We start from the raw sequence: 25,640 nt of genomic DNA, 5'->3' as shown, positions 1-25,640 counted from the left end.
GCACGAGCTGACGGCCGACCTGGACCTGTCCGCGTTCGTGCTCTTCTCCTCCGCCGCCGGCGTGTTCGGTGGTGCGGGTCAGGCCAACTACGCGGCGGCCAACACCTTCCTCGACGCCCTGGCCGCCCACCGCCGGGCGGCCGGTCTCGCCGGTACCTCGCTGGCCTGGGGCCTGTGGTCCGAGGCCGGCGGCATGGGCGACGCACTCGCCGCCGACGAGGTCGCGCGCCTGGGCCGCGGGGGCGTCGGCGCCATCGGTGCCGCCGAAGGCGCGGCGCTGTTCGACGCGGCGTGCGCCACCGACCGGGCGCTCCTCGTCCCGGTGAAGCTGGACCTGCCCGCGCTGCGCGCCCAGGCCGGCAGCGGCATGCTCCCGCCGCTCCTGTCCGCCCTCGTGCGGATGCCCGCACGCCGTGCGGCCCGGGCCGCCGGCGGGACGTTCGCCCGACAGGTGGCCGCACTCCCGCAGGAGCGGCAGCATGCCGCCGTCGCCGAGCTGGTCCGCGGCCAGGTGGCCGCGGTGCTGGGCTTCGCCGGCCCCGAGGCGGTCGACCCCGGCCGCTCGTTCAACGAGGTCGGCTTCGACTCGCTCACCGCGGTCGAACTCCGCAACCGGCTCGGCGCCGCCACCGGCGTCCGCCTGCCCGCCACCCTCGTGTTCGACTACCCGACCCCGGCCGTCCTTGCGGAGTTCCTCCTCGCCGAACTGCTCGGCAGCCAGGAGACCGCGACCGCCGCGACGCCGGCGCCCGGCGCCGCGTACGACGACGAGCCGATCGCGATCGTGGCCATGTCCTGCCGCTTCCCCGGCGGCGTGCGGTCCCCCGAGGACCTGTGGCAGCTCGTCCTCGACGGCCGTGACGCCGTCACGGACATGCCGGACGACCGCGGCTGGGACCTCGCCGGCCTGTTCAGCGCGGACCCCGACGAGGCCGGTACGAGCTACAGCACCGCCGGCGGCTTCCTGCACGACGCCCACCACTTCGACCCCGTGTTCTTCGGCATGTCGCCGCGCGAGGCGCTCGCCACCGACCCCCAGCAGCGGCTGCTGCTGGAGGCCTCCTGGGAGGCGTTCGAGCGGGCCGGCATCGACCCGGCGTCGCTGCGCGGCAGCCGCACCGGCGTCTTCGCCGGCGTCATGTACAACGACTACGGCACGCTCCTGCACCGCGCCCCCGCCGGTCTCGAGGGCTACATGGGGACCTCCAGCTCGGGCAGCGTCGCCTCCGGCCGCGTCTCGTACACCTTCGGCCTCGAAGGGCCCGCCGTCACCGTCGACACCGCCTGCTCCTCCTCCCTCGTCACCCTGCACCTGGCCGCCCAGGCACTGCGCACCGGCGAGTGCGACCTCGCGCTGGCCGGCGGTGTGACCGTGATGGCCACCCCGGGCACCTTCATCGCCTTCAGCCGCCAGCGCGGCCTGGCCACGGACGGCCGCTGCAAGCCCTTCGCGGCCGCCGCCGACGGCACCGCCTGGGGCGAGGGCGTCGGCATGCTCCTCGTCGAGCGGCTCTCCGACGCCCGCCGCAACGGGCACCCCGTCCTCGCCGTGGTCCGCGGCTCCGCCGTCAACCAGGACGGTGCGTCCAACGGCCTGACCGCCCCCAACGGCCCCTCCCAGCAGCGCGTCATCCGCCAGGCGCTCGCCAACGCCGGCCTCACCGCGGCCGAGGTGGACGCCGTCGAGGCGCACGGCACCGGCACCACCCTCGGCGACCCCATCGAGGCCCAGGCCCTGCTGGCCACCTACGGCCGGGAGCACACCGAGGACCGCCCGCTGTGGCTGGGCTCGGTCAAGTCCAACTTCGGGCACACGCAGGCCGCCGCCGGCGTCGCCGGCGTCATCAAGATGGTCCAGGCGATCCGGCACGGAGAGCTGCCCCGGACCCTCCACGTCGACGAGCCCACCCCGCACGTGGACTGGACGGCGGGATCGGTCGCGCTCCTCGAGTCGGCCGTCGCCTGGCCGGAGACGGGCCGCCCGCGCCGCGCGGCCGTGTCGTCCTTCGGGATCAGCGGCACCAACGCCCACACCATCATCGAGCAGGCCCCCGAACCGGCGGCACCCGCGGCCCCGGCCGCCGCGACCGACCACGGCGCCGCCCCCGCGGGCGGCCCCGGCGCCGCCGCGCTGCCCTACGTCCTGTCCGCGAAGACGGCCGACGCCCTGCGCGGCCAGGCGGCCCGCCTGCGGGCCCACCTGGCGGAGCCGGACGCCCCCGCACTCGCCGACGTGGCCCTGTCCCTCGCCACCACGAGGGCGGTCTTCGACCACCGCGCGGTGGTCGTGGCCCGGGACCGGGACGCACTGCTCCAAGGCCTGACCGCCGTCGACGACGGGACCGCGGCCACCGGCGTGGCCCGCGGCAGCGCCGGCAGCGGGAAGACGGCGTTCGTCTTCCCGGGCCAGGGCTCCCAATGGGCCGGCATGGCCGTGGAACTGCTCGACACCTCGCCGGTGTTCGCCGCCCGGATCCAGGAGTGCGCCCAGGCCCTTGAGCCCTTCACCGACTGGTCGCTCACCGACGTCCTGCGGGGTGCGGACGGCGCGCCGTCACCGGACCGGGTCGACGTGGTGCAGCCGGCCCTCTTCTCGGTCATGGTGTCGCTGGCGGAGCTCTGGCGCTCCGCCGGTGTCCGCCCCGCGGCCGTGGTCGGCCACTCGCAGGGCGAGATCGCCGCCGCGTGCGTCGCGGGGATCCTCTCCATCCAGGACGCGGCCCGGATCGTCGCCCTGCGCAGCCGGGCCATCGGACGCGTCCTCGCGGGACGGGGCGGCATGGTGTCGGTGCCGCTGCCCGCGGCGGACGTGCGCGAGCGGATCGCCCCCTGGGGCGAGGACCGCATCTCCGTCGCCGCGGCCAACGGCCCGTCGTCGGTGGTCGTGTCCGGCGAGGCCGCGGCCCTGGACGAGTTCCTCGCCGCGTGCGGGGCGGACGGCGTGCGCGCGAAGCGGATCGCGGTGGACTACGCCTCCCACTCCGCCCAGGTCGACCTCCTGGCGGAGGAGCTGGCCGGGCTGCTCGCACCCGTCACCCCCCGGCCCGCCGAGATCCCCCTCCTGTCGACCGTCACGGGGGAGTGGGTGCAGGGCCCCGAGCTCGACGCCGGGTACTGGTTCCGCAACCTGCGCCGGACCGTCGAACTGGAGGACGCCACCCGCACCCTCCTCGACCAGGGCTTCGACGTCTTCGTCGAGTCCAGCCCCCACCCCGTCCTGACGGTCGGCCTCCAGGAGACGGCCGAGCACGCCGGGCGCGAGGCGGCCGTCCTCGGCTCCCTGCGCCGCGACGAGGGCGGCCTCGACCGCTTCCGGCTCTCGCTGGCCGAGGCGCACGTGCGCGGCGTCCCGGTCGACTGGGACGCCGTCCTCGCCGGCACCGGCGCCCAGCGCGTCGACCTGCCCACGTACGCCTTCCAGCGGGAGCGGTACTGGATCGACGTACCGACCGGCGGGACCGGTGACGTGGCCTCCGCCGGACTGGACGCGGCCGCGCACCCGCTGCTGGGCGCCGCCGTCGAACTGCCCGACTCCGAGGGGCTCCTGTTCACCGGCCGCCTCTCCCTGCGGACCCACCCCTGGCTGGCCGACCACCGGGCGGCCGACGCCGTCCTGCTGCCGGGCACCGCCTTCGTGGAACTCGCCCTGCACGCCGGCCGGCGGGTCGGGAGCGTCCTCCTGGAGGAGCTGACGCTGGAGGCGCCCCTGGTGCTGCCCGAGCACGGTGCGCTCCAGCTCCGCGTGTCCGTGGCGGAGCCCGACGGCTCCGGCCGGCGGGCCCTGGGCGTGCACACGCGCCCCGAGGGCGCAGCCGGCGAGGACGGCCGGGCCCAGGACGAGCCGTGGACCCGGCACGCCACCGGTGTGCTCGGGGCCCCCGACGCGACGGCCCCGACGGCCGGCGCCGCGCCCGCGACCTGGCCCCCGGCGGGCGCCGAGCGCCTCGACGTGACCGACCTGTACGACCTGTTCGCCGCGGGCGGGTACGCGTACGGCCCGGCGTTCCGCAACCTCAGGGCCGCCTGGCGGCACGGTGACGAGCTCTTCGCCGAACTCTCCCTGCCCGAGGGCGCCGATGCCGGGGCCGCGCACTTCGCGGTGCATCCCGCCCTGCTCGACGCGGGCCTGCACGGCCTCGCGCTGGGCTCCTTCTTCCCGGAGGACGGGGAGGAGGGCGACGGGGCCGTCCGGATGCGGCTGCCGTTCTCCTTCACCGGCGTCGGGCTGCACGCCGTCGGCGCCGGCGCCCTCCGGGTGAGGCTGGCCCCCGCCGGCCCCGGGGCGGTGTCCCTCGCGGCCTTCGACGAGCAGGGCGCAGCGGTCGTCTCGGTGGAGTCGCTGCTGCTGCGCGAACTCGACCCCGCCCGGCTCCGGGCGACCGGGTCCGCGTTCCACCCGTCGCTGTTCCGCCTCGAGTGGCCCGCCGTGACGGTGCCGCCCGCCGCGGACGGCGGACGGTGGGCCGTCGTCGGTACCGACGTCCTCGGGCTGGAGTCCGCGCTGCGCGCGGCCGGCCGGACCGTCGACGCCTACGCCGACCTCGACGCCCTCGCCGGCGTGGTGGCCGCCGGAAAGCCCCGGCCGGACACCGTGCTGGTCCCCTTCGCCGCCGCGCCCGGGGCGTCCTCCGCAGACCGCGCGGACGCCCTGCCGGACGCCGCCGGGACCGCCGGGGCGGCCCGCCGTGCGGCCCTGGACGCCCTCGGCCTGGTTCAGGACCGGCTGGCCGTGGAACAGCTCGACGGGACCCGCCTGGCCGTGGTCACCCGCGGGGCCGTCGAGGCGCGCCCGGGCGAGGGCGTGACGGACCTGGCGCACGCGCCGGTCTGGGGCCTGGTGCGGTCCGCGCAGTCGGAGAACCCGGACCGGTTCCTGCTCCTCGACCTCGACGCCCACCCGGGCGGCCCGGGCGGCCCGGACGGCACCGACCCCGCCGACCACCCCGGCCCCCCGGCCGGGAGCGCTCCGGCGGACCTCGGAGCGCTGCTGTCCGCCGCCGTGGCCACCGGCGAACCCCAGCTCGCCGTACGGGGCGGAGTCCTGCACGCCGCCAGGCTCGCCAGGGTTCCCGTGGACCGTCCCGGCCCGGAAGCGGACACCGGCGACACGGCCCGCACCGCACCGGGCACCGGACGCCACGCCGTCCCCGCCGGGCTCGACCCCGAGGGCACCGTCCTCGTCACCGGCGGAACCGGCGTGCTCGGCAGTCTGCTGGCCCGCCACCTGGTGACGCACCACGGCGTCCGGCGCCTGCTGCTGACCAGCCGTCGCGGCCCCGGCGCCGGCGGCGCCGCCGCACTCGTCGGCGAACTGGCCGCACTGGGCGCCGAGGCCGAGGTCGTCGCCTGCGACGCCGCCGACCGGGAGGCACTGGCCGCCCTCCTGACGGCCGTCCCGGCCGCGCACCCCCTGACCGCCGTGGTCCACGCCGCGGGCCACCTCGACGACGGATCCGTGCCGTCCCTGACCCCGGAGCGGCTCGACGCGGTGCTGCGCCCGAAGACGGACGCCGCCCTGCACCTGCACGAGCTGACCCGGGACGCGGACCTCGCCGCGTTCGTGCTGTTCTCCTCCGCCGCCGGCACGCTGGGCAGTCCCGGCCAGGCCAACTACGCCGCCGCCAACGCGTTCCTCGACGCGCTCGCGCAGCAGCGGCGGGCGGCCGGACTGCCCGCCGTGTCGCTGGCCTGGGGGCTGTGGGAGCAGCGCAGCGAGATGACCGGCGACCTCACCGACGCCGACGTCCAGCGGATGGCCCGGGCCGGACTGGCACCGCTGTCGTCCACCGAGGGCCTCGCCCTCTACGACACGGCGTCGGCCCTCGCGGACCGCGGCGCCGTCTTCGTCGCCATGCACCTGGACACGGCCCCGCTGCGGGCCCAGGCGGACGCGGGAGCCCTCCCGGCCGTCTTCCGCGGTCTGGTGCGCGGCGGACCGCGCAGGGCCGCGGCCCCCGGGGCGGCCGGCGCGGCCGCGTCCGCCGCCGCGCGACGGCTCCAGGGCCTGTCCGCGCTGCCGGAAGAGGAGCAGGAGAGGATCCTGTCGGAGGTGGTGCGGGCCACGGCCGCCGCCGTGCTCGCCTACCCCTCGCCCGAGGCGGTGGGGGAGTCCCAGCAGTTCCTGGAGCTCGGCCTGGACTCGCTGACCGCGGTCGAGCTGCGCAACCAGCTGAACGCGGTGACGGGCCTGCGGCTGCCCGCCACCCTGCTCTTCGACCACCCGACGCCGCTGCTGGTCGCGGAGCGGCTGCGCACCGAGCTCACCGGCACCGCGGACGGCGACGGTGCCGCGGGCGCGGAGGGGACCGGCACGGCCGGGGCCGGCGGCACGTTCGGGGCGATGCTCCACGAGGCCGGCGCGCAGGGCGCGTCCGGTCCGTTCATGGAACTGCTGATGCAGGCCTCGCGGTTCCGGCCGTCCTTCGCCTCGCCGGCCGAACTGCGCAAGGCGCCCGCCCTGGTCCGGCTCTCCCGCGGGGAGACCGGCCCCGGCCTGGTGTGCTTCTCGTCGATCCTGTCGATCTCCGGGCCGCACCAGTACGCCCGGTTCGCGTCCGCGTTCCGCGGCCGGCGCGACGTCCACGCGATGGCCGCGCCGGGGTTCGTACGGGGCGAGCAGCTGCCCGCCACCGCCGAGGCGGTCGTCGAGGCGAAGGCCGAGGCCGTCCTGCGGCACGTGGACGGAGCCCCGTTCGTCCTCCTCGGCCACTCCTCGGGCGGCATCTTCGCCCACTCCGTGGCCGGGAAGCTGGAGGAGGCCGGGGTCTTCCCGGAGGCCGTGGTCCTGATCGACATCTACTCGCACGACGACGACGCGATCCTCGGCATCCAGCCGGGGCTGGCCAAGGGCGTCGACGAGCGGCAGGACACCCACGTCCCGGTCGACGACGACCGGCTGCTGGCGATGGGCGCCTACTTCCGGCTGTTCGGCGGCTGGAAGCCGCAGGAGATCAAGACGCCCACGCTGCTGGTACGGGCCGAGGAGCGGTTCTTCGACTGGACCCGGCCGGCGGACGGCGACTGGCGCTCCTACTGGGACCTCGAGCACGGCGTCCTGGACGTGCCCGGCAACCACTTCACCATGATGGAGCGGCACGCGGAGACCACCGCACGGGCCGTGGAGGGCTGGCTGGACAGCCGGCCCTGAGGCCGGCGCGGCGGCACGACGAGGCCGGGCCCCCACCCGGGAGGGGTGGGGGCCCGGCCCGTCCGGTCGGACGTACGGCATCCGGTCGGACGTACGCGTCCGAGCGGGCCCTGCGGTGTGCGGCGTCCGCCCACCGGGTCCCGGACGGCGGCTCAGGCGCCGCGGCCGCCGCGGGCCGCCCGGGACCGGTCCAGCGCGCGCTGCCGCTCCCGTTCGCGGTCCCGCTTCCTCGGCAGGCCCACGGCGACGACCTCGAACGCGTCCTTGGTGACGTCCAGCCGGTGGAAGAGGTTGTCGGGACCGGTGACGTACAGGGTGCCCACCCCCAGCGCCCGCAGCGAGTCCACCATCCGCGGCCAGTGGATCGGCCGGTCGAAGGTGTCCAGCATCATCGTGCGGATCCCGGCGGCGTCCCGGACGACCGAGCCGTCGTGGTCGACGACCACGGGCAGGGAGGGATCGGCGAACGCGTAGGCGGGGAACACCTCTTCCTCCGCCTTGCGGCGCAGCGCCGAGAAGGCCGCCGCGTGCACGGGCGGCCGCATCGAGTACATGGAGTAGCCGCCCGCCGCGCTGATGCCGGCCTTCAGGCCGTCGAGGTCCCGCTCCCGCACGGAGAGCATGTGGAACCGGGCGTCCAGCCGGCCCGAGAGGTCGTACCAGGCTCCGCGGTCGTCGAACCCGGCGAGGATCTCGTCCAGCGCGTCCTGCGGGGTGCGGACGAAGCAGTGCGTGACCACGTCCTCGTAGGCGCCCGCGAAGTACTCCTCCTCGCACGCGGCCAGTTCGGCGGTCAGCCGCACCACCTCGGGGAAGGACAGCGAGCCGACGAAGGCGGCGGTCGCCTTCTGGCCGAAGCTGGGCCCGGCGCACACGTCGGGGGCGACGCCGAGGACGTCCACGGCCCGGTCGGCCAGCGCCATCGAATTCACCAGGAAAGCGATCTGGAAATCGACCGAGTAGTCCTCGGCGGCGTCACGGAACCGGTCGAAGACCGAATACCCGAGCACCTCGTCCGCCTCCGCGAGGCGGGCCCGCGCATAGGGGTCGAGGAGGAGGAATTTCCCGACCTCGGCGAAGGAGGCCGGACCCATGCCGGGGAACACGATCGCGGTTCCGGAGCGGGAGGTGGAGGAATCCGTGGCGTTCTGTGCGGGGGTTTCTTCGGGGGCCGCGGCGGAACGGGTCATGGTCCGTGAATACCTTTGCTTTCGGGACGGAGGGCACGGGGAAAGGCCCCGTGTCCGGTCCGGCGCGGAGTGCGCCGATCCGTGCACGGGGCCGGAAGGGGACGGACGACCGCCGAATCCCCGGGTCGTTGATTTGTGATTTATGCATGCGAATCGAGCGGGGCGCGGCGACGGCCGTCCGGCAGTCCGTGCGGAAAGCTCGGCAGGGCCGGTGGCGCGTCGGGCGCCGACGGGAGGGGACACGGAAGGGGTCTGCAGCCCTGTCTAGCACGCGCGCAGGTGCGGTGGACCGGGTCGGCCCGGCCCCTAGGGGGAATGGGAAAACGCTTAGGGGGACGTAGGGGTGATCCCGTATTGCCGCCGCGAAATAACCTCACAGCATCACCGTGCGACCGTGCCGGACGCCTCCGACCGCCTCACCGTTCCGCGAGGAGACCCCCGTGTACGGACACGTCCTCCCGGGGGATCCGGCACCCGTCCGCGCCCCGTCCACCGGCCGGGCCGGCACCCGCCTCCCGCAGGCACGGTCCCGGGCGGCGGGCCCGCGGCCCGCGGCACGGCACGGATCCGACCATGAGGCCCCTTCCGAACGGAAGGCGCCGACCGCACGCCCGGCCACGAGCCGGGCACCGTCCGAGGCGGAGTTCCAGGGAGCATGACCCATGCGCACAGCCGGCCCACCGGCGGGGGCGACACCCCCGCCGAGGTGAGCCTGATCCAGGTCCGGCAGCCCGCGCTCCCGAGCAGCTACCGCATGATCTGCTTCCCCAGCTCGCAGAACTCCCCGCTGTGCTACCTCGCCATGGCGGACCTGCTGCTGCCCACGGTGGAACTGCTCATCGTGCAGTACCCCGCCGTCCACGCGGCCGAGGACCCGGACCCGGACACGGGCGCCCTGCTCGCCGACCAGGTCTTCGAGTCCGTACGGGGCTGGTCCGACCGGCCGTTCGCCCTGTTCGGGCACCGCTTCGGCGCCGACCTCGCCTACTCGGTGGGCCGCCGGTTCGAGCGGGAGACCTACGCCGCGCCGCTGACCCTCTTCGTCTCCGGGCGCAACGCCCCCGGCCCCCGTCGCAGCCTCGGCCCGCCCGACCTCAACTGCCGTGTCGTCGCGCTGACGGCCGACCACGACCCGTGCGTCACCCTGCCCGGGGTCCGCGCGTGGCGGCGGGCCACCTCCGGCCGGTTCGACCTGGAGGTCTTCCCCGGCGCCCAGGGGTACCTGCGGTCGTACCGGCGGGAGGTGGTCAACATCGTCCACGACCAGCTGATCTCGCTCGACGAACCCGCCCCCGACTGAGGCGCCCCCGATCCACCGCCGGCCGGCGCACGCACGTCGCCGGCCGTGCCACGTCCCACAGGAAGGACATTGTGCGACCGATGAACGCGAAGATACTGGCACCCGACTCCGTACGGACCATCGAGGACTTCGAACAGGACGCCCTGCGCGTGGCCGAGGCCATCCGCGAACGGGGCGTCGGCCTCGGCACCCGCGTGATGCTCAAGGCCGGCAACTCGGCCAACTACGTGTGCGTGCTGTACGCGCTGATGCACGTCGGAGCCTCCATCGTCCTCGTCGACCAGCAGGAGCACCGGGAGGAGACGCGCCGCATCGCCGTCCGCACCGGCGTGAAGGTCACCTTCGTCGACGACGACACCCCCGTCTACGCCGACGCCGACCCCGTCCACCTCTACGAGCTGATGGTCGCCGTCACCGACCACGAACCGACCGCGCCCGCCCTGGACTTCACCGCCTGGGGCGAGCTGACCGACGGCCTCATCATGTGGACCTCCGGCTCCACCGGGTCCCCCAAGGGCGTGGTGAAGTCCGGAGCGTCGTTCCTGCGCAACCTGCGGCGCAACGCCGACCAGGTCGGGCACCGGTCCGACGACGTGCTGATGCCGCTGCTGCCCTTCGCCCACCAGTACGGCCTGTCGATGGTGCTCATCGCCTGGCTCACCCGCTGCTCCCTCGTGATCGCCCCCTACCGCCGGCTCGACCGCGCCCTGCGCATGGCCCGCGACGCCGGCGTCACCGTCGTCGACGCCACCCCCTCCAGCTACCGCAGCATCCTCGGCCTGATCGCCCGCAAGCCGGCGCTGCGGGACCACCTGACCGCCACCCGAATGTTCTGCGTCGGCGCGGCCCCGCTCGACGCGCCGCTGGTCGAGCGGTACGTGGCGGAGTTCGGGCTGCCCCTGCTCGACAGCTACGGCTCCACCGAGCTCGGCAACATCGCCTTCGCCACCCTCGACAACCCGGTCGCCACCGGCCGGCCCATGCAGGGCATCCGGCTGCGGATCGTCGACGAGGACGGCCGCGAGCTGTCCGCCGGCGAGACCGGCGAGATCCAGGTCGACACCCCGGACGCCCTGCTCGGCCAGGTCGCCGAGGACGGCACCATCGTGCCGGCCCACGCGACCGGCTGGCAGGCCACCGGCGACCTCGGGCACCTCGACGCGGAGGGCAACCTGCACGTCCTGGGACGCAAGTTCGCCGTCCACCGCATGGGCTACACCCTCTACCCCGAGCTCATCGAGCGGAAGGTGGCCGGCCACGGCTGCGCCACCCGCATCGTGCCGGTGCCCGACGAACTGCGCGGCTCCCAGCTGGTGTTCTTCGTCGAGGACGAGGAGATGCGGGACGCCGGCCACTGGCGGGAGCGGCTCTGCGACCTGCTGCCGGCCTTCGAGCAGCCCAACAAGGTCGTGGTGCTGGAGCAGTTCCCGCTCAACCGCAACGGCAAGCCCGACAAAAAGGCCCTCGCCGCGCTCGCCGCCGAGTCCTGAGGACCGGGGCCGCAGGCCGAGGACGCCCCCGCCCGGCGGCGGGGGCGTCCTCGCGTCCGCGGTGCGGGAGGGGCCGTACCCCTTCGGGCCGGTGGCCCGCGGCCCGTACCCCTTCAGGCCCGTGGCCCTCGGGTCCGTGCCCCGCGCCGTACCCCTCAGTCCTCGTAGGGCAGCTCGACCGGCGCCAGGGAGTCGAAGAGGTCCCCGGGGCCCGGGTTGTCCGGGTGCGTCGCCCCGCCGAGGAGGTCCACCACGCCCCAGACGGCGTTCAGCGCCGTGGTGACGGCGCCCTCCGCGAACCCGCCCGTCCACGAGACGTCGTCCCCGCACAGGAAGAACCCGCGCTCGCCGTCCGGCAGCCCGCGCTGCATGAACTGCGTGAACAGCCGCCGCTGGTAGCGGTAGTGGCCCGGCAGGTTCGCCTTGAACGCGCCCATGAAGTGAGGCTCGTTCTCCCACGTGATGGTGAGCGGACCGCCGACGACGTGCGACCGGACGTCCAGCCCCGGGTAGATCGCCGCGAGCTTGCCCAGGAGCACGTCGAGCCGCTCCTGCGGGCTCAGCGTCGCCATCTTCAGCGAGTCGTCGTTCCACGTGTACGACAGGCACATCACCCCGGGCCGGTCCGGCCCGTCGTCGAACAGGTAGACCCCCCGCGGCATCCGGTCGGTGAGCGTCATGCTCATCACCGGCAGCCCCGTCGCGGGGTCCACGTCGTGCCAGAACGGCCGGTCCGTCAGCACGAACAGCTTGGACGAGCCCATGTAGTGGGTGCGCTCCACCGCCGTCCACAGCGGCGCGCTCAGCAGGGCCGGGTCCGCCTCCACCCGGTTCAGCAGCGTCCACACGTGCGGGGTGTACACCACGGCCGGGTACCGCTCGCGGCGGCCCTCGGCGTCGGTGACGGTGAACCCCGCCCCGTCGCGCGCCACGGCTCGCACCCCCGGCCGGGGCGCCCCGCCGTGCAGGGAGGCCAGCGAGGTGTCCGCGGGCCAGTGCGCGCAGTCCCGCGGCCGGTGCTCCCACAGCCCGCGCGGCACCTGCTGGGAACCGCCGTGGATGGCGACCTGGTGGTCGTCCGCCTCGGTGTAGACCACGCGCAGGATCTCCAGCAGCGAGTTGGGGAAGTCGGTGTCCCAGCCGCCGGTGCCGAAGCCCACCTGGCCGAAGACCTCCCGGTGCCGGAACGACCGGAACGCCGAAGCGGTGGCGAGGAAGCCGTGGAAGGACTGGTCGTCGAACTCCCGGACCAGCCGGTCCCAGACGTGCTTGATCGTCCCGACGTCGCGCCGCCGGACCGCGTCCCGCATGGTCGCCAGCTCCGCCCGCTCCTGCAGCGCCTTCTCCCAGGCCGCGGCCACCTCCTGGTACACGTCCGGGAGCTGCTCCGGCGTGCGCACGGTGTGCCGTACGCCGCCCAGGTCGATCAGCGTGCTCGGGGTCGCCGGGGCCAGCGGGTTGGGGAACGGACCGGTGCGCAGCCCGAGCAGGTCGATGTAGTGGAACAGGGCGCGGGCCGACAGCGGGAAGCGCATCGCGCCCATCTCCGCCACACAGCCGGAATCCCCCGGGAAGGGCACGGAGCGCATCCGTCCGCCCAGCTGGTCGGCCTCGTGGACGACCGGGCGCAGACCCAGCCGCATCAGCTCGTACGCGGCGGTCATGCCCGCCATGCCGCCACCGACCACGGCCACCGGTGTCCCGGCCCGCCCGGCCGGCAGGGAGCCGAGGCCGGCCGGGTGGCGCAGCCAGCCGTCGTACGGGAACGGGAAGTCCGGCACGAGCATGGAGGTGCGGGCCGGGCTTGCTGATGTCATCTGAGTACCTCTCGGGCCGGTGCGACATCGCTTCCAGGGGAACCGGGGACGCGCCGGGCGCAGCCGGGAACGCGGCATCGCACCAGGGCCGGACGGCGGGAGATCCACGCGCCGTACGCCGTACGCCGTACGCCGTGCGCAGTCGGTCCGGTCCCCGCACGCTATGCAGCGGCCCGCGGGACGGACAACCCCTACCGACCCGGGACCCCGCCCGCCGGGTCGGCGGCGCCCGCGGACCGCCGGGCGGGCACGGTGATGGCGGTGACGACCAGGCCGCGGTGCACGATCCAGCGCCCGTTGAACGCCGACACCGGGTGCCCGTCGGGACCGGCCCCGGGCCGCAGCACGCGGGCCCGGAACGATCCCGTGCGCGCGCCGGCGGCCGGGCCGCCGCCCGCGGCGGCGCCGGGGCCGTCCTCGCGGAAGGCGATGACGGCGTCTTCGAAGTCCAGCTCGGTCCCCACCAGGGGGTACCAGGTCTTGTACACGGCCTCCTTCGCACTGAAGAGCACCCGGTCCCGGTGCAGCGGCCCGGCCCCGGCGGGCGGGGTGCGCACCCAGGCGAGCTCCTGGGGCAGGGCCGTGGCCTCCAGCACGCCGCGGGGCAGCGGCCGGTGCAGCTCGGCGTCGATGCCGACCGCCGTCAGGTCGCTGTCCCGCGCCAGGACCGCGGCCCGGTACCCAGCGCAGTGGGTCATGCTCCCCACCACCCCGGCCGGCCACCGGGGCGCGTTGCGCCTCCCGGGCAGAACGGGGGCCGGCGGCAGGCCGAGGGCCGCCAGCGCGCGGCGGGCGCAGCCCCGCACGGTGGTGAACTCCTCCCGCCGCTCGTTGGGTGCGGCGGCGACCAGGGCCGCCTCCTCGGGGTAGAGGACCGCGGCGCCGTCCGGGCCGAACGCCTCGCTGGCCCGCGCCTCCTGCGGTACGACGTGCTCGATCACCGGGCTCCTCCGCCGTCGGTCGTGGCGGCCGTCCGCCGGGGCGGGGCGGCCGTCGCGGACGCACCACCCCCGGGCGGGCCGGCGTACGGAAGGATCTGCCGCAGCAGGCCCCTGGGGTGGCCCCGGCGGCGCCACTCGCGCGGGTAGCCGATGGACACCTCCTCGAAGCGCACGCCGTCGTACCAGGTGGTCCGCGGGATGTGCAGGTGTCCGTAGACCACCGCGGCCGTGCGGAACCGGCGGTGCCAGTCGGCGGTCAGCACGGTGCCGCACCACTGGGCGAACTCTGGACGCCACAGCACGTCCGTGGGTTCGCGCACCAGCGGGTAGTGGTTGACGAGGACCAGGGGCAGGGCCGGGTCGTGCGCCTCCAGCCGGGCCAGGGTGTGGGCGACCCGGGCCCGGCACCACGCGTCCCGGCCGGGGTACGGGTCGGGGTGCAGGAGGTACTCGTCCGTGCAGACCACGCCCTCGTCGTGCGCCTTGGCCAGCGACTGCTCCTTGGTGGTGGTCCCCGGCGCCCGGAACGTGTAGTCGTACAGCAGGAACAGCGGCGCCACGGCGACGGGGCCGCCGGGCCCGCGCCACACCGGCCACGGGTCCTCCGGCGTGACCACGCCCAGCCCCCGGCACAGCTCCACCAGGTAGCGGTAGCGTTCCGCGCCCCGGGCCTGGACCGGGTCCTCGCGCGGAGTCCACAGCTCGTGGTTGCCGGGGGCCCAGACCACGGTGCTGAACCGGCCGGCCAGCAGGCGCAGGGCCCAGGCGATGTCCTCGGTCAGCTCGCCGACGTCGCCGGCGACGAGCAGCCAGTCGTCCGGGTGGCCGGGGCGCAGCGATTCGAGGAGGGGCCGGTTGTCGGCCATGCCGATGTGCAGGTCGCTCACGGCGAGCAGCCGCGGTCCGGACGGGGCGGATGCCCCGGCGGGGGAGCCGGGGTCAGGCGGTATGTGCGACAACGGAGTCCCAACTCACGGGCAGGTCTTGACGACGTGTGATGTTGATCTTGCGGTAGACGCGGGTCAGATGCTGTTCCACCGTGCTCACCGTGATGAACAGCTTCGCGCTGATCTCGCGGTTCGTGTAGCCGTGCGCGGCCAGTGCCGCCACCCGCCGCTCGGCGTCCGTCAGCGAGGAGACCGCCTCGGGCGCGGACGGCTGGACGGGGCCCGGTTCGACTGCTTCCGTAGGGGCCGCCGGTTCGCCCGGCGGGACCTGGTCGGCCTGGAGGCCTCGCGTCAGGTCGCGGGCTCCGCAGGCCTCGGCGATCCGCCACGCCCGGCGGGTGCAGCTCTTGCCCTGCGCCGCGTCACCGAGCTCCTCGTACGCCGCCCCCAGTTCCGTCAGCGCCCGGGCCAGCTCGTGCGAGTCGCCCTCCCGCTGGAGCAGGGCCACCGCCTGCTCCAGCAGCGCGGGCCGCTCGGGCAGCGGGCGGGCGCCGGCGAGCACCCGCAGGGCCAGGCCCCGGACCCGGGGGCCGGCCCCCGTGGCCAGCTGCTCCCTGGCCAGCCGCTCGGCCTGCCCGGGGTTGCCGAGGGCCAGCGCGGCCTCCGCGGCGCCGACCCGCCAGGGCGCGAGGCCCTCCCGGTCCATGTTCCAGTCGCGCATCCGCTTCCCGCAGGCGGTGAAGTCCGTCAGCGCGGCGTGGTGCCGCCCGGTGGCGAGCCGGTGCCGGGCCCGGGCGTACAGGTAGTGCAGGCCGTAGCGGGTCAGCAGCAGCTGCTCCGGCACCGGGTGGTCCACCAGCGCGGCCGCCGCCTCGTGGTCGCCCATGGCCGTCCGCGCCTCGATCAGCGCGGACAGCGGCAGGCCGATGCCCACCCCCCAGCCGTGCGGCGGCACGTGGTCCAGGGCCTCCTCCGCGAGCGTCCGGGCCCGGGCCAGTTCGCCGCGCCGCAGCGCCATGTGCGCCCGGATCGCCTGCATCACGGCGGTCCAACCGGGGGCCCCGCGCTCCGCGGCCTCCGCCAGCATCCGGTCCGTCCACGCCGTGGCCGCGCCCAACCGCTCCGCGTACAGCAGGGCCAGCAGGCAGGCCCGGACGGTGACGTGGGTCTCCTCGTCGAGGCGGGTCCCGGCCAGGATCTGCTCGGCCTGCGCGATGAACTGCGCGTCCGTGGCGGCCCGGTCCCGGCGGCCGGCCGCCGCGCCGGGCTCCGCCCCCGAGCCCAGGACGCCCTGGAGCGCCTCCAGCCCCCCCGCCAGCCCGTCCGCCGGCCCGCCCGAGAGGGGTTCCGCGTGCGCGAACGCCGCCCGCAGCGCGGCGTCGTCCATCAGCGTGGGGTAGGTGGACGCCAGCATCAGCCGCACGCACCGCAGTTCGGCGGCCGAGGGCGACTCGCCGGATCCGGGCGCCGCGTCGAGGGCGTACCGTACGGCGACCGCCGCGTCCTTGATCCAGCCGTTCCACAGCAGGTCGCCGACGAGCTGGAGGGACTCGCTGACCGGCAGGGTTCCCTGAGCCAACGCGGCCTGCAGCGGCGCGAGTTCGTGCAGCCAGGCGGACGGCTTGAGCCGCCAGACGAACTTGGCGGTGCTCGCCCGCAGCTGCAGCCGCTCCCGCTCGTCCCGCGAGCACTCCGCCGCGAGGCGCAGGCAGCGCACCGCGAATCCGACCTGCTGCGAGGCGAGCGCCGTGTGGGCCGCGGCGCTGAGCACCCCCGGCACCCAGTCCTCGTCGAGTCCGCCGGGCCCGTGGCCCAACAGGTGCGCGGCGACGTCCACCGGTGCGGCCCCCGCCTCGTAGAGGAGCCGCGCCGCGCGTCTGCGCAGGTGCACCACGACGTCGTCGGTCAGGGTCTCCAGCACCGCGGTGCGCACCGCGTCGTGCCGGAACCGGTCGCCCTGCAGGATGCCCGTGGCCTCGAGCGCGTCCACCACCTGCCGCACGGTCGCCTCGTCGACCGTCACCAGCCGGCCCAGCAACTGCCGGCGTCCGGCACTGCCCAGCAGGGCGATGGCCTGGGCGACGCGCAGCGCGTGGCCGCCCGTGCGGTGGATGCAGATCAGCGCGTTCTGCAGGAACTGCTCACCCGCGGGGAACGGTCCGGGCTCCGCGTCCTCCTGCCCGCCGGCGTCGTCGAGGAGGCTGCGGACCAGCAGGGGGTTGCCGCCGGTGGCCGCGTGCAGGGAGGCGGCCCGGTGGTCGGCGCCGCCCGCCCGGTCAGTCAGCAGCCCGGCTATCCCGGGGGCGCTCAGCGGGCCCAGGTCCAGGCGCAACGCCTCCACCTGTCCCAGGAGTTCCGCCAGGACGGGCGGGGGGACCGCGCCCGCGTCGGGTCCGTGGGTCACCACCAGCGACAGGCGCACCCCGGCCGTCCTGGCCCGGCCCAGTGCGTACCGCAGGCAGTGCAGGGACTGGGGGTCGGCGTACTGCACGTCGTCGACGGCGAGGAGCACGGGCCGGCGCGCCGCGAGTCCGGCGAGCCGGGCGTGGAACGCCACGAGGGTGTGCACGGGTACGAGGTCGCCGGCACCGGTGGGCCCGTGGAGGGGGAGCGGACCACCGGCGTCTTGGGTGTCGCGGAGCAGTTCCTCGACCACGCCGAACGGGATATGACGCTCGGAAGCGGAGGTGACCGCACTGAGGACCCGGACGCCCGAGTCGGCCGTCCGCTCCAGCACGCGGTGGAGCACGGACGTCTTGCCGGACGCGACCGGGCCGCCGATCAGGGCCATCCGGCCCTGCGTTCGGTCCGGGCCGGTCGCCCAGGAGGTCAGTTCGGTGATTTGCTCATCCCGCTCAACCAACATGGCTGCCTCCCCGATGAGATGCGAAACGGCGCACGCCGGTTCCAGAACACGGCATGGCTATTCCTTCGAGTTCACGTGCCCGCAGGAAGAACGGTGCCCGAAGAGCGCATGGAAATGCAGTGCTCGCCGGTGGTCAAACGGCGGGCGGTTTCATCCCGTTCGGCAGGTTGGAATGTACCGTACCAACCTTCGGAGGGTGCTCCGCCTGCGTGTCTTTCCCATGAACGTAACGAAGCCCGCGCCCGGTTCACCGCCTCGGAGGGACGTCCGTATCCCGGGTTTGAGAAACCTCAAGAAAACCTCAAGAGACGGGTGTTCGGTGTTTTGCCGCTGTAGGGGTGGCCCGGCCGAGAATAGGGGTCGGTGGCGGTGGAACGACCGTGCCGGCCACTCGTTTAATGGCAGCGTGACGACGAACGCCGACGGGAAATCGGCCGTGCCGCGGCCCTGCGTGAACAGGCGTTGCCGCGGTCTCGGTGACCGCGTGACCGGGGCGCGGCACGGAGGGGCGGGCCGACGCCGCGCGAGCGCATCGGGCCGTCGCCCGAGGCACCCCGCCCCCGCGAAGCGGAGGAGCCGGGCCGGCACCGGGACCAGGGCCCCGGGCCGGAGGACCGCACGTCGTATACGACCCCGACCCCGCCGATCTGCTCTCCCCGCACGGCAACCCGCTGCAGTGACCCCCGGAAAGGCCCAGACGCACGATGACCACCCAGCCCAACGGCGTGGTACCGCCCCAGCCGCCGACCGAGACCGACCGCACGCTGCACTACGCCGGCCCGGCCACGTTCGGCCGCGTCCCGCGCCTCGACCAGGTGGAGAAGGCCGACATCGCGGTGGTCGGGATCCCGTTCGACGGCGGTGTCACCTACCGCCCCGGTGCCCGCTTCGGCGGCAACGCCATCCGGGAGGCGTCCCGGACCCTGCGCCCCTACAACCCGGCGCAGGACGTGTACCCGTACCACTTCAGCCAGGTGGCCGACGCCGGTGACATCAGCGCCAATCCGTTCGACGCGGCGCAGGCCGTGGAGACCATCGAGGCCGCGGCCGACGACCTGCTCGGCACCGGCGCGCGGCTGATGACGCTGGGCGGCGACCACACCGTCGCGCTCCCGCTGCTGCGTTCCGTCGCCAAGAAGCACGGGCCGGTTGCGGTCCTGCACTTCGACGCCCACCTGGACACCTGGGACGACTACTTCGGCCAGCAGTACACGCACGGGATGCCGTTCCGGCGCGCGGTGGAGGAGGGCGTCGTCGACACCTCAGCCCTGTGCCACGTGGGGACCCGCGGTCCCATCTACGGCAAGCAGGACCTCGACGAGGACGCCAAGCTCGGTTTCGGCATCGTGACGTCGGCGGACGTCATGCGGCGCGGGGTGGACGAGATCGCCCAGCAGCTGCGCGAGCGCGTCGGCGACCGGCCCCTCTACGTCTCCATCGACATCGACGTCCTCGACCCCGCCCACGCTCCCGGCACGGGGACGCCGGAGGCCGGCGGCATGACGTCCCGCGAACTGCTGGAGATCCTGCGGGGCCTGGCCGACTGCCACCTCGTCTCCGCCGACATCGTGGAGGTGGCGCCGGCCTACGACCACGCGAACATCACCTCGATCGCCGCGTCGCACGCCGCCTACGAGCTCATCACGATCATGTCGAAGCAGATCGCCCCGGTCCGCTGGGGCGTGGGGAAGTAGGTCTGTTGCGGTGACGGACGGTCGGCGGGCAGGGTGATCGACGACCGTGTCGCCGTACCACCGGAGGACCGCATGCTCGGTACCGACTTCCGTACCGGATCGCCCAACTGGCTCGACCTCGCCAGCCCGGACACCGCTGCGGCGGCCGCCTTCTACGGGAAGGTCTTCGGCTGGGAGTTCGTCCCGGCCGGGCCCGGGTCCGGCGGGTACGGACTCTTCCGGTTCGGCGGGAACACCGTCGCCGCCCTCGGTCCGGCGACGGACCGGGGCGCGCGCTCCGCGTGGACGGTGCACTTCCAGAGCCCCGACGTGCAGGCCACCGCCGCGGCCGTGCGCGCCGGGGGCGGGTCGGTGCGGACGGGGCCCGTGGACGTCACGGGCGAGGGCCGGCTCGCCCGGTTCACCGACCCGCAGGGAGCCCCGTTCGCGTGCCGGCAGCCCGGGAGGACCGGCGGGCTGGAGACCGCCACGACCGAGAACGCCCTGGAGTGGGTGGAGCTGCACGCACCCGACCCGGTCGCCGCGATCGGCTTCTACGCCTGGGTGTTCGGCTGGCGGTACGTCGAGGAGGAGATAACGGGGACGGCGTACCGGGTGCTGAGCGTCGGCGAGGGCGACCTGGAAGCGGGTTCCTTCGGCGGCGTGGCACCGCAGCGCGAGGGCATGGGCGGCGCGTCGTCGGCGGTGCCGTGCTGGGTCCCCTACTTCCGGGTGACGGACGTCGACGCCACCGCCTCGGCGGTCGAGGGCAACGGCGGCGTGGTCCTGACGCCCGCCGCGGACGTACCCGGAGTCGGCCGGACGGCCTGGGTCCGCGACCCCTGCGGAGCGGTGTTCGCCGTGCTCACGTCGGTCCCGAGGACGTAACAGGGCCGCCGGCCGGACCCGGACGGCCGGTCCGAGCCCCGTGCTCGACGCGCGCATCATCCCGATCTCGCCTAGTTTGTGGAGCGACCGACCGTTCTTCGGAAAAGGGAGTGTTTCCTCATGGCGGAGAAGGCCAAGGGAAAGATGGAGCAGGCCAAGGGCAAGGCCAAGGAAGTCGCGGGCAAGGCGACCGGCAGCGAGCGGATGCAGGCCGAGGGCAAGACGGACCAGCTCAAGGGCAAGGCCCGCGAGGCCGCCGGCAAGGCGGAGGAGCAGGCCCGGGGCATCGAGGACTCCCTGCGCGACCGCCGCCAGGAACCCTGACCCGACCACGGCCGTTCGACGGCTCCTGACAGCGGGTCCCCGGCACGTGGTGCCGGGGACCCGCTCCGCGTCCGGTGCGCCGTCGGTCGGGCGGGGTGCGGCCCCGTTCAGACCTGGCCGCGCCAGGCGCCGGTGGGGTTCCCACGGTCCTCGATGAAGTGCTTGAACCGCTTGAGATCGCCCTTGACCTGTCGGTCGACGAAGCCGAGCTTGTCGCCGAGGGTCTCGGCCATGCCCTCGGGGTCGAAGTCCATCATCAAGGTGACTTCGGTGTGCGAGGGGTCGATGGGCTGGAACGTCACCAGGCCCGACTGCTCGCTCTGGCCGCCCACGGTGACCCAGGCGACCTTGCGGTCGGGGATCTGCTCGGTGATCTCGGCGTCGAACTCCCGCGTCACACCGCCCAACTTCGTCACCCAGTGGGTGAGCGTGTCCGTGCGCTGCTCGATCCGTTCCACGCCCTCCATGAACGCGGGGAACGTCTCGAACTGCGTCCACTGGTCGTACGCGGCCCGCACCGGGACATTGACCTCGATCGATTCCCTGACCTGTGACATCTGCTCACTCCTCGGAATGGGGTTGGGGCAGGTACGAGCGCACCACGTGCGTGGTCACGGCGTGGTGCGCCGCCATCGATGGCGCGCCTGCCCGGTCTCCCCGACCTCATGCGTGCGGCGTCTCCCGTCCCCCCCAAGCCGCGGACGGCCCCCGCAGCCACCCCGCCGGGGATCCGTACGGCCGCGCCCGCTTCGGGACGGGGCCGCCGGATCGCGTACGCGCCGTCGAACCGGGCACACGGCAGAACAGGAACGCAGTCAACCCGGCGTCGCAGGACGGCGGAACCCGGCACGGGTGACGAGGACCCCGCCGCACGGCGCGAGGAGGGATCGCTATGAAGGCACTGACCTGGCACGGCACGGCCGACGTCCGCGTCGACACCGTCGCGGACCCGGTGATCGAGGACCCGACCGACGTGATCGTCAAAATCACGACCACCGGCCTGTGCGGCTCCGACCTGCACCTGTACCAGGTGTTCGGCCCGTTCCTCGAAGAGGGCGACGTCCTCGGGCACGAACCGATGGGCGTCGTCGAGGAAGCGGGAGCGGAGGTCACCGCCGTACGTCCCGGCGACCGGGTCGTGGTGCCGTTCAACGTCTCCTGCGGCACCTGCTTCATGTGCGCACAGGGCCTGCACTCGCAGTGCGAGACCACCCAGGTCCACGAGCACGGCAAGGGGGCGGCCCTCTTCGGCTACACCAAACTCTACGGCCAGGTGCCCGGCGGACAGGCCGAGTACCTGCGGGTGCCGTTCGGCAACACCCTGCCCATCAAGGTCCCCGACGGCCCGGTGGACGACCGGTTCGTCTACCTCTCCGACGTGCTTCCGACGGCCTGGCAGGCCGTCCGGTACGCCGCCGTCCCCGCCGGCGGCAGCCTCGCCGTGATCGGCCTGGGCCCCATCGGCGACATGTGCACGCGCGTCGCCGGCCACCTCGGGGTGGACACGGTGATCGGCATCGACCTCGTACCGGAACGCCGTGAGCGGGCGCGCCGGCACGGCGTCCACGTCTTCGACGTCCGACAGGACGACCTCGTGGCCGAGGTCAGGGAACTGACCGACGGCCGGGGCCCGGACGCGGTCATCGACGCGGTCGGCCTGGAAGCCCACGGCGCGCCCGTGGCGGCAGGCGCCCAGAAGGTCACCGGCCTCCTGCCCGATGCCCTGGCAGCCGCACTGATGAAGCGCGTCGGCGTGGACCGCCTGTCGGCCCTGTACCTGGCCATCGAGCTGGTCCGGCGGGGCGGCACCATCTCCCTGTCCGGCGTGTACGGCGGCATGGCCGACCCCCTGCCCCTGCTGACGCTGTTCGACAAGCAGGTCCAGCTGCGCATGGGCCAGGCCAACGTGCGGCGCTGGGTCGACGACCTGCTGCCCCTGGTCGCCGACGGCGACCCCCTGGGCGTGGAGGACTTCGCCACCCACCGGCTCCCCCTCCAGCAGGCGCCCGAGGCCTACGCGATGTTCCAGAAGAAGCAGGACGGGGCGGTCAAGGTCCTGTTCACGCCCTGACCCCTCCCGGGTTTCACCGTGGCCTCCACGGGCCACACGCGACACAGACCGACCCGTACGGGCCGGTGAACGCGTGAAGCACAGGGACGAGCGGCGACGAGGAGGGAGCGGAGCCATGGACCATTCCCAGGCACCGGTGCTGGAGGCCCTGGAGGAGTTCCGGCGCAGGGGGGACGTCGTCTACGGCCCGCCCGGTCACAAGCAGGGCCGCGGGGTGGACCCCAGGGTGCTGGACGTCGTCGGCTCCGACGTGTTCCGCTCCGACGTCCTCCTGCTGAACGGACTGGACGACCGCCAGGAGTCCCGCGGGGTACTGGAGCGGGCCCAGGAGCTGATGGCCGACGCCGTCGGAGCCGAGCGGGCCTTCTTCTCCACCTGCGGCAGCTCCCTGTCGGTCAAGACCGCCATGCTCGCCGTCGCCGGCCCCGGCGAGAAGCTCCTGATCTCCCGCAACGCCCACAAGTCCGTGATCGCCGGCGTGATCATCAACGGGGTCGAGCCGGTCTGGGTCCACCCGAAGTTCGACGCCGACCGGCACCTGGCCCACCCGCCCGAGCCCGAGGACGTACGCGCGAAGCTGCGCGCCCACCCCGACGCCAAGGGCATGCTGCTGATCACCCCCACCGACTGGGGCACCTGCGCCGACATCCGCGGGACCGCCAAGGTCTGCCACGACGCCGAGGTGCCCCTGATCGTGGACGAGGCGTGGGGCGCCCACCTCCCCTTCCATCCCGACCTGCCGGCCTGGGGCATGGACCACGAGGCCGACCTCGTCGTCACCAGCGTCCACAAGATGGGCGCCGCCATCGAGCAGAGCTCCGTCTTCCACCTCCAGTTCGACCGCGTTTCGCCCGAGGTACTCAAGCAGCGCGAGGACCTGCTCGGCACGACCAGCGCGTCCAGCCTCGTCTACGCCGCCCTCGACGGCTGGCGCCGCCAGATGGCCCAGCACGGCCACGACCTCCTCGAGGCGGCGCTGCGCCGAGCCGAGCGCATCCGCTCCCGCATCGCCGACCTGCCGGGTCTGACCGTCATGGACCGCGAGGTGGTCGACCAGGGTCTGGCCGCCGACCTCGACCCACTGAAGATCGTCATAGACGTCCGCGACCTGGACATCACCGGCATGCAGGCCGTCGAATGGCTGCGCACCCACCGCCACGTGGACGTCGGCGGCTCCGACACGTGCCGCATGAGCGCCTCCGTCACCCTCGCCGACGACAACGAGACCGAAGCGACCCTCCTCACCGCGCTCGAAGCCCTCGTCCGGGGCGCCGAGGAGATCGAGCCGCGATCCGACATCCACCTGCCGAGCCCGTCGGGGCTCGAACTCGAACAGGTCATGCTGCCGCGCGACGCGTTCTTCGCCGCCGCCGAACACGTCGACGCCGACCGCGCGGTCGGCCGCATCGCGGCCGAGACCATCAGCCCCTACCCGCCCGGCGTCCCCGCCATCGCCCCGGGCGAGGTCATCACCCGCGACGTCCTCGACTACCTCACCAGCGGCGCCGCCCACGGCATGCTCCTGCCCGACGCGGCCGACCCCTCGGCGCGCACCATCCGGGTGGTCGGACGGACCTGAGCCCACGGCCGCGGACGGGCCCGCTCCCCGGCCGCCCGTCCCGGCAGGGGACGCAGAACGCGGCGACGCGCCGTCAGGCGGGGCTACGGAGCCGGTACACGGCGCGTGAGACGCGGCGGGACCTGCATGATCACGCCGCTGCGGGGCCGGGTCGGGATGCGGCGGACGGGGATGCGCAGGTCCTGCTCCGGCATGTGGAGCCCGGTGTCCGCCAGGGTGGTGGCCAGGGTTGCCAGGAGGTGGACGGTGATGTCCTCGCCGGGGCAGCGGTGCCCGGTGCGGGCGTTCCCGCCACCCTGGGCGATGAGCTCGCCGGGTTCCGGCTCCCGGCCGAGGAACCGACCGGGGTCGAAGCGCTGTGGTTCCGGCCAGAGGTCCGGGTCCCGGTGGTGGCCGGGTACGTCGAGGAGCACCAGCGTGCCCTCGGGCACGTCCCGTCCGTCGAACCGCAGGTCGCGGGCGGCGAGGCCGCCGACGAACGGCACGAACGGGTAGCAGCGCCGCACTTCGTGGGCGAAGGCCCTGGCGTACGGTCCGTCGTCCGCGCGCAGTTCCTCCAGGACGGTCGGGAAGCGGTGCAGGGCGTGTGCGGCGAAGGCCGTGAACCAGGTGATCGCCACGGTGGGGCGCAGGATGTTCAGCAGTTCCACGGCGGCCGTGTGCGGGTCGAGCGGGCTGCCGTCCGCGTCCCGGTGCGCGGCCACCGCCTCCACGACGGTGGATCCCCCGCCGTGGGCGGCGGCCGCTGCGCCACGGCGTACGTCCTCCACCGTCCGGGCGAGATCGCGCTCCTGGCGGCGTCGGGCGCGGCGGGCCTTCCAGTGGCGGGGGCCGGGCGTGGCGAACCCGTCGACCATGGCCACGCAGTCCTCGGCCAGGAGGCGCACGGCCGGCCCGGGGGTGCGGGGCACCCCGCTCCACTCGCAGGCCGCCGCGGCGAGTGCCACGGCCATCTCGTCGAACAGGACGCCTCGGCGTCCGCGCAGACCGTCGACCGTGCGCAACCAGTGTTCGCGGGCCAGCCGGCCGAGGGCGTGCACGCCCTCGGGTGCCATGAGCCGGGTCGTGAAGAGCTCCTTGCGGACCCGGTGCGCCTCACCGTCCAGCGTGTGCACGGCTCCCCGGCCGAACAGGGTGTCCAGGACCGGTCCGGGCAGCGCGCCGTGCCGGAGCACGTGGCGTTCGTCGTAGAAGAAGTCCACGGCCTCCGGCCCGTGCAGCAGCAGGGCGGGCCGGCCCATCAGCCGGGTCGGGACGGCGCGGCGGTCGCCATGCCGTCGGCGCAGTTCCGGCGCCCAGGCGTAACCGCGGGTCAGGAGGGTCGGGGTGTTGTCGGCGAGCGGATGCATGCCGATCGCCTACCCGGTCGCCCCGCGCGCACGCGCCGCCGAACGGCTGGCGCCGTGTGCCGCGGTCGCGGGTGTGGGTGCGGACACCCGGGGTACGCGCCACTTGTCCTGAACGCAG

At 74.5% G+C, this 25,640-nt stretch carries 15 protein-coding genes; 8 read left to right on the top strand and 7 right to left on the bottom strand.

Annotated elements, in window-relative coordinates:
* Positions 1-7,147 (top strand): type I polyketide synthase (locus IF43_RS0109200; RefSeq protein WP_037887816.1); only part of this gene is annotated, 7,147 nt, incomplete at its 5' end.
* Between the two features lie 152 nt (positions 7,148-7,299).
* Here the strand turns inward: IF43_RS0109200 and IF43_RS0109195 are convergent.
* Positions 7,300-8,337: an ACP S-malonyltransferase gene (locus IF43_RS0109195; RefSeq protein ID WP_030196581.1), complete on the bottom strand. Its 1,038-nt coding sequence runs from the start codon at positions 8,335-8,337 to the stop codon at positions 7,300-7,302.
* A gap of 655 nt (positions 8,338-8,992) precedes the next feature.
* Between IF43_RS0109195 and IF43_RS0109190 the strand changes: the two genes are divergently transcribed.
* Both IF43_RS0109190 and IF43_RS0109185 read left to right on the top strand, forming a co-directional pair.
* Positions 8,993-9,637 carry a thioesterase II family protein gene (locus IF43_RS0109190; RefSeq protein WP_051794979.1) on the top strand — a complete coding sequence of 215 codons (645 nt, stop codon included), beginning with the start codon at positions 8,993-8,995 and terminating at the stop codon, positions 9,635-9,637.
* Positions 9,638-9,717: 80 nt separating this feature from the next.
* Positions 9,718-11,127, top strand: coding sequence for a class I adenylate-forming enzyme family protein (locus IF43_RS0109185; protein WP_030196576.1), 1,410 nt, complete (start codon positions 9,718-9,720; stop codon positions 11,125-11,127).
* 155 nt (positions 11,128-11,282) lie between these two features.
* Here IF43_RS0109185 and IF43_RS0109180 read toward each other — a convergent pair whose 3' ends face one another.
* From IF43_RS0109180 to IF43_RS43420, 4 genes are all read right to left on the bottom strand, one after another.
* On the bottom strand, positions 11,283-12,944 hold the full coding sequence (locus tag IF43_RS0109180) for an NAD(P)/FAD-dependent oxidoreductase (protein WP_030196573.1): 1,662 nt from the start codon (positions 12,942-12,944) through the stop codon (positions 11,283-11,285).
* A 191-nt stretch (positions 12,945-13,135) separates the two neighbouring features.
* On the bottom strand, positions 13,136-13,885 hold the full coding sequence (locus tag IF43_RS0109175; protein ID WP_030196571.1) for a 4'-phosphopantetheinyl transferase: 750 nt from the start codon (positions 13,883-13,885) through the stop codon (positions 13,136-13,138).
* Positions 13,882-14,751, bottom strand: a complete 870-nt coding sequence (locus IF43_RS0109170; protein WP_234332044.1) for a metallophosphoesterase — start codon at positions 14,749-14,751, stop codon at positions 13,882-13,884. Before IF43_RS0109170 ends, IF43_RS0109175 begins: the two co-directional genes overlap by 4 nt.
* Positions 14,752-14,824: 73 nt before the next feature.
* The gene (locus IF43_RS43420; protein ID WP_078910013.1) at positions 14,825-17,638 is read right to left on the bottom strand and encodes a LuxR family transcriptional regulator; all 2,814 of its coding nucleotides are present in this window, start codon (positions 17,636-17,638) and stop codon (positions 14,825-14,827) included.
* A gap of 704 nt (positions 17,639-18,342) precedes the next feature.
* Here IF43_RS43420 and speB point away from each other — a divergent pair.
* The 3 genes from speB (at position 18,343) to IF43_RS0109150 (ending at position 20,523) form a co-directional block, all read left to right on the top strand.
* Positions 18,343-19,332, top strand: a complete 990-nt coding sequence (gene speB, locus IF43_RS0109160; RefSeq protein ID WP_030196564.1) for an agmatinase — start codon at positions 18,343-18,345, stop codon at positions 19,330-19,332.
* A 72-nt stretch (positions 19,333-19,404) separates the two neighbouring features.
* Positions 19,405-20,199, top strand: coding sequence for a VOC family protein (locus IF43_RS0109155; protein ID WP_030196561.1), 795 nt, complete (start codon positions 19,405-19,407; stop codon positions 20,197-20,199).
* A 120-nt stretch (positions 20,200-20,319) separates the two neighbouring features.
* Positions 20,320-20,523 carry a CsbD family protein gene (locus tag IF43_RS0109150; protein WP_030196558.1) on the top strand — a complete coding sequence of 68 codons (204 nt, stop codon included), beginning with the start codon at positions 20,320-20,322 and terminating at the stop codon, positions 20,521-20,523.
* Between the two features lie 107 nt (positions 20,524-20,630).
* Here IF43_RS0109150 and IF43_RS0109145 read toward each other — a convergent pair whose 3' ends face one another.
* Positions 20,631-21,080, bottom strand: coding sequence for an SRPBCC family protein (locus tag IF43_RS0109145; RefSeq protein ID WP_030196555.1), 450 nt, complete (start codon positions 21,078-21,080; stop codon positions 20,631-20,633).
* A gap of 335 nt (positions 21,081-21,415) precedes the next feature.
* On the opposite strand from IF43_RS0109145, the gene IF43_RS0109140 reads away from it, so the two are divergent.
* Positions 21,416-22,594 carry a zinc-dependent alcohol dehydrogenase gene (locus IF43_RS0109140; RefSeq protein ID WP_030196553.1) on the top strand — a complete coding sequence of 393 codons (1,179 nt, stop codon included), beginning with the start codon at positions 21,416-21,418 and terminating at the stop codon, positions 22,592-22,594.
* A gap of 115 nt (positions 22,595-22,709) precedes the next feature.
* Positions 22,710-24,173 (top strand): aminotransferase class I/II-fold pyridoxal phosphate-dependent enzyme, encoded by a 1,464-nt coding sequence (locus IF43_RS0109135; RefSeq protein WP_030196550.1) that lies wholly within the window; start codon positions 22,710-22,712, stop codon positions 24,171-24,173.
* Positions 24,174-24,256: 83 nt separating this feature from the next.
* Here IF43_RS0109135 and IF43_RS0109130 read toward each other — a convergent pair whose 3' ends face one another.
* Positions 24,257-25,522, bottom strand: a complete 1,266-nt coding sequence (locus IF43_RS0109130; protein WP_037887808.1) for a cytochrome P450 — start codon at positions 25,520-25,522, stop codon at positions 24,257-24,259.
* Positions 25,523-25,640 lie beyond the last annotated feature (118 nt).

The organism is Streptomyces sp. NRRL S-87 (genome assembly GCF_000719335.1).
Lineage (GTDB): Bacteria > Actinomycetota > Actinomycetes > Streptomycetales > Streptomycetaceae > Streptomyces.
Note: the sequence above shows the minus strand (reverse complement) of the source record. Positions and strands in the feature narration are given on the sequence as shown.